The sequence below is a fragment of the Candidatus Binatus sp. genome, from assembly GCF_030646925.1.
Lineage (GTDB): Bacteria > Desulfobacterota > Binatia > Binatales > Binataceae > Binatus.
In genome coordinates, this window is record NZ_JAUSKL010000074.1 from 1 (window position 1) to 9,482 (window position 9,482).

At 57.9% G+C, this 9,482-nt stretch carries 10 protein-coding genes, 1 tRNA gene and 2 pseudogenes; 5 read left to right on the forward strand and 8 right to left on the reverse strand.

Features of this window, described 5'->3' with window-relative positions; translation table 11 throughout:
- Positions 1–164 precede the first annotated feature (164 nt).
- The 3 genes from ccsA to Q7S58_RS13010 all read left to right on the forward strand — a co-directional run bounded on the left by ccsA (position 165) and on the right by Q7S58_RS13010 (position 2,566).
- Positions 165–872 (forward strand): cytochrome c biogenesis protein CcsA, encoded by a 708-nt coding sequence (gene ccsA, locus Q7S58_RS13000; protein WP_304826153.1) that lies wholly within the window; start codon positions 165–167, stop codon positions 870–872.
- Positions 872–1,048: a CcmD family protein gene (locus tag Q7S58_RS13005; protein WP_304826157.1), complete on the forward strand. Its 177-nt coding sequence runs from the start codon at positions 872–874 to the stop codon at positions 1,046–1,048. Before ccsA ends, Q7S58_RS13005 begins: the two co-directional genes overlap by 1 nt.
- Before the next feature lie 582 nt (positions 1,049–1,630).
- Positions 1,631–2,566 (forward strand): IS1595 family transposase, encoded by a 936-nt coding sequence (locus tag Q7S58_RS13010; RefSeq protein ID WP_304826160.1) that lies wholly within the window; start codon positions 1,631–1,633, stop codon positions 2,564–2,566.
- A gap of 492 nt (positions 2,567–3,058) precedes the next feature.
- Here Q7S58_RS13010 and Q7S58_RS13015 read toward each other — a convergent pair whose 3' ends face one another.
- Both Q7S58_RS13015 and Q7S58_RS13020 read right to left on the reverse strand, forming a co-directional pair.
- Complete coding sequence (locus Q7S58_RS13015) at positions 3,059–3,742, reverse strand: hypothetical protein (RefSeq protein ID WP_304826163.1); 684 nt, start codon at positions 3,740–3,742, stop codon at positions 3,059–3,061.
- Between the two features lie 315 nt (positions 3,743–4,057).
- Positions 4,058–5,175: pseudogene (locus tag Q7S58_RS13020) on the reverse strand (amidohydrolase family protein).
- Positions 5,176–5,441: 266 nt separating this feature from the next.
- On the opposite strand from Q7S58_RS13020, the gene Q7S58_RS13025 reads away from it, so the two are divergent.
- Together Q7S58_RS13025 and Q7S58_RS13030 are read left to right on the forward strand one after the other, a co-directional pair.
- Positions 5,442–6,542, forward strand: a complete 1,101-nt coding sequence (locus Q7S58_RS13025; protein ID WP_304826166.1) for a J domain-containing protein — start codon at positions 5,442–5,444, stop codon at positions 6,540–6,542.
- Between the two features lie 3 nt (positions 6,543–6,545).
- The gene (locus Q7S58_RS13030) at positions 6,546–6,851 is read left to right on the forward strand and encodes a chaperone modulator CbpM (protein WP_304826168.1); all 306 of its coding nucleotides are present in this window, start codon (positions 6,546–6,548) and stop codon (positions 6,849–6,851) included.
- Positions 6,852–6,898: 47 nt separating this feature from the next.
- On the opposite strand, the gene Q7S58_RS13035 is transcribed toward Q7S58_RS13030, so the two are convergent.
- From Q7S58_RS13035 to Q7S58_RS13060, 6 genes and pseudogenes are all read right to left on the reverse strand, one after another.
- Entirely contained in the window at positions 6,899–7,366 is a 468-nt protein-coding gene (locus Q7S58_RS13035; protein ID WP_304826171.1) for a hypothetical protein, read from the reverse strand.
- 43 nt (positions 7,367–7,409) lie between these two features.
- Positions 7,410–7,811: a hypothetical protein gene (locus Q7S58_RS13040; protein ID WP_304826174.1), complete on the reverse strand. Its 402-nt coding sequence runs from the start codon at positions 7,809–7,811 to the stop codon at positions 7,410–7,412.
- Positions 7,808–8,101, reverse strand: a complete 294-nt coding sequence (locus Q7S58_RS13045; RefSeq protein WP_304826177.1) for a DUF6516 family protein — start codon at positions 8,099–8,101, stop codon at positions 7,808–7,810. Before Q7S58_RS13045 ends, Q7S58_RS13040 begins: the two co-directional genes overlap by 4 nt.
- Before the next feature lie 69 nt (positions 8,102–8,170).
- Positions 8,171–8,495 (reverse strand): annotated as a pseudogene (locus Q7S58_RS13050) (DNA-binding protein).
- Positions 8,496–8,512: 17 nt separating this feature from the next.
- Entirely contained in the window at positions 8,513–9,289 is a 777-nt protein-coding gene (locus tag Q7S58_RS13055; RefSeq protein ID WP_304826183.1) for a hypothetical protein, read from the reverse strand.
- Positions 9,290–9,344: 55 nt separating this feature from the next.
- A tRNA-Val gene (locus Q7S58_RS13060) sits at positions 9,345–9,419 on the reverse strand.
- Positions 9,420–9,482 lie beyond the last annotated feature (63 nt).

The window sequence follows — 9,482 nt, forward strand, 5'->3', positions numbered from 1 at the left end:
GGCGCGATGGCGGACTGGATCAAGATCATGATCGCGTTCGACGTGCTGTTCGTCACCGCCGGTTACCTGCTGTTCGAGCATGTGGTAGGGCAGGGTCAGGATTGAGCGAGATTGAGATTGAGATTCAGATTGATCCGCGCGATGCAACGTAAGATTTGTAGCCGATGAATAACGCGATTCGAACCTGGCTCGGAGTGGCGGCGCTGCTACTGATGATCGCGGCGCTCTACATGGTGTTCGAGTACGTGCCGACCGAAGTGGACGAGGGAATCGTCCAGCGGATTTTTTATTTTCACGTGCCGCTCGCGTGGGTGGCGTTCGTCGCGTTCGGGCTGGTCGCGATCGCGGGCGTGTTTTATCTGTGGCTCGGCGATCAGATTTGGGACGATCTGGGCTACGCGGCGGCGGAAATCGGGATGGTGTTCTGCACGCTGATGCTGGTGAGCGGGTCGCTGTGGGCGAAGCCGATTTGGGGGACGTGGTGGACGTGGGATTCGCGCCTCACGACGACGTTTATTTTGTGGCTGATGTACGGCGGATATTTAATGCTGAGAGTGAGCGCGGAGGACTCGGCGCAAATCGCGCGGTTCGCGGCGGTGGTGGGAATCGTCGCGGCGCTCGACGTGCCGGTGGTGATCGCGTCGGTGCGCTTGTGGCGGACGATTCATCCGGCGGTGCTGGTGACGAAGCAGGGCGGGCATGGGCTCGAGGATCCGCGGATGATCGCGACGCTGCTGGTGTCGCTGACGGCATTCAGCGCGCTGTTCGCGTGGCTGCTGATGCTGCGGTTCTGGCAGCTGCGAACGCATAGCAGGATGGAGCAGGTGGCGCTTAGAATCGCGCTCGCGGAGGCGGCGTTGCAGGATCGTTGATGGAGCATTTCGGATTTTTGTTCGCCGCGTACAGCATCATCTTTGCGGCGATTTTTCTGTACGTGATTTTCATCTGGCGGCGGCAATCGGCGCTCGACAAAGAACTGCGCGCGCTCGAGGCGAAGCTGGCGGAGATGGAGAAGAAGGGGAGCGAAGGGAAGACAGGAGAGGGATAGGAGATCCGAAACCTCACGAGGTTTCGGGCTTCCCGTGGCGATCCGGAAGCGGGCGCGGTTGCGCGATGCCGGGCCGCGCGGCTGAATCGCGATAGAAGAAGATGCGGGCTCCGCCCTGTTAGAAAAATTATTTGGATACAGTTCCTAGAGGCGTTTGCTTGAGGATCACGAGGGCGCGGATGCTCCGTGTCATCCCGAGTGAGCCTTGCGACGAGGCGTGAAACCCGGATCCGGGATTTCTCGCTGCGCTCGAAATGACACGGGAGGGTTGACGATCGCGTTGAGGTCTCTGATTGACCTTCCGTCATCCCGAGCGGAGGCTGCCGGAGTCGAGGGATCTCGACGCGCGACAGTGCCGCATCTCAGGTTCGCAGCACGACGCCACTAGTCGCACTTTGTCATTCTGAGCGCAGCGAAGAATCCCGGATCTTTTTCTGTCAGCGTCGTCGATCCGGCGCCTGGATCGCTCCTCCTGCACCCTCACCCGCGCCCGACTGTTCGTCGTGCGCGACCTCTCCCGCAACCAAGCGGGCGAGTATAACGGACTTGACACCAAGACCAAATTGAGTGTAAAGTCTGTTTATGACAAGCCTTCGACAGATTCACGAAAACTACAAAACCCAAGACCAGTGCATGGAATTGCTGATTAGCCTTCGCTGGCCAAGCGGCATCGAATGCCCGCGTTGTGGAAGTCGCAAGGTAATCAGAATCAAGCATCGCCCGTGGAATTGGGTCTGCAAAAGCGGCGCTCAGGTGCTCGACAAAGAGACGGGCCAAGTTTTTGAATGCAAGAAAGGCACTGGCTATCGCTTCTCGCCTTTGGTCGGCACGGTGTTCGAGAATACCAACTATCCGCTGCCAGTATGGTTTGAAGTGATCTACCTGATTTGCCAGTCCAAGAAGGGCATGAGCGCGATGCAGGTTCAGCGAATGCTGCAAGAGAATGGTCGGCCAACCGCTTACAAGACCGCCTTCTATATCTGCCATCGCGTGCGAGCCATGCTCGACAACGACCAGTTTTCTCAATTGATGGGCGTGGTGGAAGTGGACGAAACCTATATCGGCGGTAAAGACAAGAATCGCCATTGGGACAAAAAGAAACATATGAAAGGCGGATGGGATAAGACGCCCGTCATCGGCGCGATCTCGCGCAAGGGTAACGTAGTCTGCAAGATGATCGAGCGGGCCGACGTGCCGACGATGAGCCGATTCGTCGCCGAAGCAGTCAGTAAGAAGGTTCAACTGGTCGCGACCGATGAGCACAGCGGCTATCAGTACTTGGATCGCTGGCAGGGTTTGCCCCATCAGACCGTACGGCATGGGCAAGGCGAGTATGTGCGTGGGATTGTCCACACGAACAACATCGAATCGTTCTGGTCTCTGCTCAAGCGCGGGATCGTTGGGACGTACCACAACGTCAGCAAGAAATATCTGCCACTCTACCTGAACGAATTTCAGTGGCGCTTTAACAACCGCAAGAACCCCGACATTTTCAAGGCGGCAATAGCAGGATGCTGAGGCGACCGAACTGGCGGGCGCTTCTGCATCGCAAGCCCAGAAAACCGGAGCCACTATCATTGCCAATGAATTCCCCACACGAAGAGCAGTGTAAGGCCGATACCGAGCGCAAACCCTATCAGTATGAATTGTTCAGGGCTTAAAAAATGACCCCCGAAACTGGAATCGCCGTTGCCACCGCCCTTGGTTCCTTTATCCTTGCTGTAATTTTCTATAGGTCTCATTGGCTGTGGTCTCTGGTTTGCGTCTTGATCTTCGTCGGTGCTCTCAGCTAGACGATAGAAGTATCCACGTCTTGCTCGATGCCGAACTTCCCGACGGGGAAGATATGACTCCGAAGTGTCCCTACCTATGAACAAGAAATTAGACGACAAAACCATCGTCCTGCATCCCATGACTTTCGAGGAAACGCTGCGACGAATGCTGAAGACGCCGCCCGTGAATCCAGCAAAGCGGAAAAAACCGCACCGGAAGCGACAAAAATAAAATCGTTCACTTCTTCAAACCCTCTAATTCTCGAATATGTTGTACCTCAGCTTTTGTCGCAAGAATCGAAATTGCGACAAAGTGGCATCGACGAAATCTGCAATCCTTTAGCCAAATAACCCCTACTGGCGCAGCCCCTACTTCTGTAACCGTAAAAATATTGTCGAAGTCACCAACAAAGATGTTGTGTTGGATGTCATTTTCGCCAAGCCCAGCCAACACCACAGGTCCATAAATCCAACAATCTTCAAAAGTCCATCCTTCAATGACCGCAAAACCCTCAGCGCGAGGCGGCCCTATAAGTTCCGTTATGTAGAAACGCTTTCCTTCAAGGTGTGATTGTGATTTTTCGTCAGCACTCAATAAGCGGGGTTGGTTCTGCAAATTCTCATATAGGCGGTAACCAGACACTATAATCGCGAGCAAACACGCCAGGCTAAACAAGTACAGCCACGCGGGCGACTCATTTCGTGTCTTTTGGTCGTAAGTTACCCGCAATCGCGAAAGTTCGGGCCAAAACAGCAGTAGCGTGAACACTATTGGCAGCAGAATCACGATCGCTTGGGTATATGGGTGAGTTGGCATCACCACCCCCAACCAAAGCGTGAGACACCACACCGCAAAACTGATTGCGGCCCGTGCTCTTTCCGTTGCCAAGCCTTGCTTGATCGACTGCCAGTTAGTTGCCATCGACGGGTATAATGGCCCCCAACCGGCTCGGTGTCAAGTCCGTTATACTCGCCCAGCAAAGCGGGCGAGGCACAGAAGGCGGCGGGCCTGCTCTCCCGCAACAAAGGGGGCGAGGTATTAAGAGGCGGCTCCGGCGAGGTGCGATCGGGATGACGGAGTGGGGCGGACCGGTTCCGTGTCATCCCGAGTCGAAGCCCTGAGCGGAGTCGAACGGGGAGCCTTGCGACGAGGCGTGAAACCCGGATCCGGGATTCCTCGCTCTGAAGACGCCGCTCGGAATGACACGAACGTGCTGCTGGCGAAGCGCGATGCGGGTCAGCTCGTCGGCGGAGACGCCTCGCGATATTTCAAAAGCCGCGCGACGTCGAAGTTGAAGAGCTTGGCGGCGTTGAGGCCGAGAATTTTTGCGCGATCGGTTTCGCTCAGATGTCCCATCTGGCGCTCGATCGCTTCGGCGGAATGCGGCCATGAACCCTCGTGATGCGGATAGTCGTTCGACCAGAGGAAATTGTCGGCGAGATCGAACTGCGCGGTGAGGCCGAGGCCGGCGCGATCTTCCTGGAAGGCGACTGCGCCGTGCGCGCGGAAATATTCGCTGGGGAGCATCTTGAGTTTCGGATAGGCCCACATGTGATGCTTGACGTACGCCTCGTCCATCGCGTCGAGCGCCCACGGGAGCCATCCGATGCCGGATTCGATCGCGGCGAATTTGATTTTGGGAAAATGCTCGAGCACGCCCGAGGCGCATAGTGCGGTGACCGGCTCGATCACCTGCACGAGTGCGTGCGCGACGTAGTTCATCACGGCGCCGCCTTCGCGGCTGGCGCCGCGCGGATCGCGGCCGGTGCCGATATGAAAAGTGATCGGCAGGCCGGTTCCTCGATGATCGACCACATCGGATCGTAAACTTTCATGTTGTAGTTGGGATCGCGCGCTTCCTGCGAATTGAAGACGGGCTTGCAGGGGAGCGTGAGTCCGCGAAATCCCAATTTTGCGACGCGCGCGATTTCGGCGACGGAGCCTTCGATGTCGGCGGTGGCGAGCGCAGCCATCGGGGACATCCGATCGATGTGCGGGCCGAAGGTTTCCCACGCCCAATCGTTCCAGACACGGCACTGGGCCTGAGCGAATTGCGCGTCGGAGGTGGCCCACATGAAGAGGCCCTTGTTGGGGAAGATGACTTCGGCATCGACGCCGTCGCGGCGATCGTCGGCGAGGCGATCGGCGATTAGGGCGCCGACCTTGTTGCGCTCGAGGTCCTCGCCGTCGAAGATGCTGTCCTGCAGGCGCGTGCGGCGAAGGCCGTCGCTCAGCACCCATTTGACGCCGTGCTGGTCGATCTCGATGCGTGGCAGGCGGCTGCGATACTTGGCGTCGAGCCGTTCGGCCCAGAGATTTGAGGGCTCGTTGGCGTGGCAATCGCAGGAGATCATCAGGTAGCGATTGGGGTCGCCGGGGCGCGCGGTGCGGCGCCATCCTGAGTGGCCGGGCGTTTCCAGTCGCCATCGATTAGCACTATCGATTGTCGCTGTATCCAATGCGGTACTCCTTTTCGGCGCGAATCGAATTCGTCGCCGTGTAATCGAAACGGCTCTGAGCCTTTCATATATAATGCAGCGATGCGGCCTGCGTCATCAACTGGAACGAAACACGATTGCGAGTTGAAATTTCGTGCGGATCTTGTAAGTGAACATCCCTGATGGAATTCCGCGATTACTACAAAACATTGGGCGTGGAACGGAGCGCGTCGGGGGCCGAGATCAAGGCGGCATTCCGCAAGCTCGCGCGCAAGCATCATCCGGACGTGAATCCGAACAACAAGGACGCCGAAAAGAAGTTCAAGGAAATCAACGAGGCGTACCAGGTAATCGGCGACGCGGAGAAGCGCAAAAAATACGACGAGCTGGGCGCGGATTGGGAGCACGGGGTATCGCAGGATGAGATGCGGCGGCGATACGCGCGTCAGCAGCAGGCGGCGGGCGGCGGCGCGGGGGGCTTCGAGACGGGCGGGGACTTCAGCGATTTCTTTTCGCAGTATTTTGGCGGCAGCGGCGGCGGACGATTTCATCGCGGCGCGGCGCGCGGATTTTCGGGGTTTGATTTCGGCAACGAGCAGCCGGCGCGCGGACCCGATCTGCGGGCCGAGGTGGCGATCACGCTCGGCGAAGCGATCCATGGCGCTAAGCGGCGGCTCGATCTGTCGGCGGAAGATCGATGCGCGACGTGCGGCGGCAGCGGGATGGTCGCGCATGAGGAGAAGCAGGGCAAGGCGCGCGTCATTCGATCAGCCGAGGAGTGTCCGACTTGCGGCGGGGAGGGCATGATACCGGCGCGGCGGACGCTCGAAGTATCGATATCGGCGGGAGCGGCGGACGGCAGCCAGTTGCGATTGAAGGGGCAGGGCGGGCATGGATCGCGAAAAGATTTGAACGGCGATTTGTTTATGACGATTCGGATCGAGCCGCATCCGGTGTTCACGTTGTCGGAACGGGACCTCCGATGCCAACTGCCGGTGTGGGACTACGAGGCGGCGCTCGGCGCGGAGGTCACGGCGCCGACGATCGACGGCAAGATCGCGCTGAAGATTCCGGCGGGCAGTCAGACGGGGCGCGTGATGCGGCTACGCGGTCGGGGGCTGCCGGCGCGCGGCAAAGATTCGGCGGGCGATTTGCTGTTCGAGCTCAAGGTGCTGGCGCCGACCGATCTTACTGACGACGAGCGCGCGCTGATGGAGAAGCTCGCGGAGAGTCGTCGTGAGCGCGGGGTTACGGATCCACGAGCGGAGTTGATGAGGAGCTGAGCGATGGCGCGGCAGGGGTCGTTATCGACGTCGAGGAAGAGGCGGCGCGGCAATGCGGGCGTCGTGCTGGTGAGCCGGACGGTGCTGTGCTCGATGTGCGGGATCAGCGAGACGCAGCTCGCGGTGTGGGAGCACGAGGATTTGGTGACGCCGGCGAGGATCGGGGAAGTCGAGGGGCGCGAAGAGCGGCTATACGATCGCGAGGCGATGCGGCGGGTGCGGGTGATCCGGACGTTGGGGGAGGAGTTGGAGGTGAATCTGCCGGGCATCGGGGTGATCTTGCATTTGCTGGATCGGATGGGGCGGTGAGGGGTTTCGCGTCGACTTTGATGCGTGGCGGTAAAATGTAGAGCAATCTAAGAGTTCAACTCTTTGCGTTTCGGAATACGTTTGCTTGTTTGAACATGTTGCGATAGCTCGCGCAATTCACCAATTGGGAAGGACAGCAAGGTTTCACCAATACCTTTTCGATGCTGGTATCGATCGTAAATAGGTTCTCCGGGCCCGTTGTAAATCTCCTCGTAGTGGCCGTCTTCGTACAGCTTGAAACCTAAGTAGTATGCCGGAGTTTTCACGAACGTTAGGGAGTCTTTGAAGGTTGCCTTAATCTGAACATCGCGGCCATCTGATGTGACTGCATCATGCCCCGGCTGCTGCACGAGATGTAGAGTAAGGTCGTAATCGCGTTCCGCGATAACTTCTCCGATGTCGCCCACCAAGCGGCCGTCGATTGTGAATTGTTGATTGGGAAAGGCTGCTCTCAATTGCTCGATACCTCGAACAATGAGACCGAGTGAATCAGAGATAGCTTGAAGCTTTGTCATAAAAAGGCTGCCGAGGACACTCTCTGTTTATCCGATTCAAAGGTCAGGCGGCGCGCACAACGCGCGGGGGACGCAGAGCGATGGTTACCTGAATTTCGTCATACGGCACGGTTGGCGCCTGCGCTCTTCCCTTGCCGCGCTTGGCTTCGAGTCTTACCAGTCCGAGCCGCTCGAACAGCGTGATGTCGGTACTGACGTTCTTGTAGTCGCGTCGCAGCAACCCGGCTAGTTCGCGCACCGAAGCCGGCCGATGGCGAGTGATAGCCAGCAATAGTTCCAGGCGCTTCTCGGTCAGAATCTGTCGCAGCTCCGCCACGCTCTCGAAATAAAGGCCCGCGTCCTGTGGCAAGCGGTTGCCGCGGGCGACCCGCTTGATCGCTTCGCGAAGAGCCTTTGACCGCTCAGCGCGGGTGCGGATGCCGATGTTAAGGCGCCGTGCGCTCATAGCTTACCCTCCAGAATCAGGTCTACGTCGCGCAAGAAGTCGTCGAGCAATGCGTCCTCGTTGACGAACTTGTAACGGGTCTCTTTACCGCGCAAATGCCGGTGATGCGACTTACCGCGATGAATATCGTAGAGCAAAACCACGCCGCCGCTCTCAAGGTCCACAAGGCAAAGGGAATACCGGATACCTTCCGGCAGCTCACGGCTGGGCGAGAAACTTGAGACTCGAACTTCCTGCAGATAACGCCCGCCTCCGATAACATCGCGCGCCTCAAGAATCACCGGCGGCATGGAGAAATTATGGCATTCGGTACCATAAAAGAAAAGAGGTCTGAAAGTTCAGAGATTGCTTTTGCTCGCTTACGCGGCTTTGATGGTGCGGGCCTGAAGGTTCACTCGCAGTTGCTTGCGGATGACGCTCAAGATCGCGGCCAGATTGTCCATGCTCGGATTGCCGTTTTTCGATAGCATCCGATGCAGGCTCTTAGCAGGCTTCGCGGTCTCGGCAGCTAACTCCTCGAACCCGACGGTCGCGTTCACGAGATCCCGCAGAATGAGACGAGCGGCATCCGGTTCGCCGTTGAGGAACAGTGTAGCGGCCTCGTCGAGCATCGCTTTTGGCGAACGCCGGATCCCGCTTCACGCGGTCGACAACCGTCTGTTTGAAGTCTCTAGTTAGTGCCATGTCGTTCATGTGTCAGCCTATCGGCTACGGCGTTTCGGGTACTTAAGGTTTTCCCAATCTATCGGAGCGGACGGGGTTACCATCGGTCCCGCGACTGCCTCGATTTCAACCTGCCATGCCTTCTGCAGCGATTGCAGGAGCTCATTGGCCGTCGCGCGCCGATCGTCGCGGCATGCATGGACCCAAAACATGTAACCCACTGGGTCACCCGGCAAACCAGCCGGGAAGGCGTTGAAGCAGATGATGTCATCGATTCCTCGAAATCTCCCGCCTTTCAGACATCTTGACGCTAAGTTGAGAATAGCTTCTGGCCCGATGGAATAGTCGCCATCCTGGGCAAGAAAGAGTACGCCAGTCGCGTTCGGCATATTGAGCGTTGATCTGGTGGATTTGATTTGCTCGTTAGCCTTTCTGATGCGACGCGCTATCGGTTCGCGGTACAGCGAAATCATCTCGTTCTGACAGTCGGGAGGGAGCCTGCGTAGTTCCAGTAGAGCCGTGCCATAAACGATCGGGACGCCGGGCCTTCTCTCGGTGAGCCACTTGCGATACAGGCGATTTCGCTTCGCGATCATCTCAGGATCGTCGCCTTGGTTTTTTTCTAGCCGCTTCAGTTCGCCTATTACGCCGTATTGCTGAAAGAGATAATCCGCATTCTTGTCCCGGTCCTGATGAGGCGGGAGTAGATCAGAGACCAACGCGCCGCCGACCTTCAGAACGACCCGCGCCAACGCATCCTCGACCGAGAACCGCCCATCCGCTGTATCGGTATTTTTCAAGAAAATGGCACCCATTCGGCACCAAGCAGTTTAACTCAAGTGCCTGAGGCGAAAAATCCTTGATCTTAATTGGTGGGCGGTGCAGGTTTCGAACCTGCGACCCTCGGCTTGTAAGGCCGATGCTCTACCACTGAGCTAACCGCCCGTATCGACGCATCGTAGCTTGGGCGCCGGAGTGCAGACAAGGAACCGCGTCGCCGCGGCGGCG

Bases quoted from the DNA above. Each gene is read 5' to 3' on its own strand.
- Q7S58_RS13055 (WP_304826183.1), bottom strand. From the start codon at position 9,289: ATGGGTGCCATTTTCTTGAAAAATACCGATACAGCGGATGGGCGGTTC.
- Q7S58_RS13005 (WP_304826157.1), top strand. From the start codon at position 872: ATGGAGCATTTCGGATTTTTGTTCGCCGCGTACAGCATCATCTTTGCG.
- ccsA (WP_304826153.1), top strand. From the start codon at position 165: ATGAATAACGCGATTCGAACCTGGCTCGGAGTGGCGGCGCTGCTACTG.
- Q7S58_RS13045 (WP_304826177.1), bottom strand. From the start codon at position 8,101: ATGCCGCCGGTGATTCTTGAGGCGCGCGATGTTATCGGAGGCGGGCGT.
- Q7S58_RS13030 (WP_304826168.1), top strand. From the start codon at position 6,546: ATGGCGCGGCAGGGGTCGTTATCGACGTCGAGGAAGAGGCGGCGCGGC.
- Q7S58_RS13010 (WP_304826160.1), top strand. From the start codon at position 1,631: ATGACAAGCCTTCGACAGATTCACGAAAACTACAAAACCCAAGACCAG.
- Q7S58_RS13025 (WP_304826166.1), top strand. From the start codon at position 5,442: ATGGAATTCCGCGATTACTACAAAACATTGGGCGTGGAACGGAGCGCG.
- Q7S58_RS13015 (WP_304826163.1), bottom strand. From the start codon at position 3,742: ATGGCAACTAACTGGCAGTCGATCAAGCAAGGCTTGGCAACGGAAAGA.
- Q7S58_RS13035 (WP_304826171.1), bottom strand. From the start codon at position 7,366: ATGACAAAGCTTCAAGCTATCTCTGATTCACTCGGTCTCATTGTTCGA.
- Q7S58_RS13040 (WP_304826174.1), bottom strand. From the start codon at position 7,811: ATGAGCGCACGGCGCCTTAACATCGGCATCCGCACCCGCGCTGAGCGG.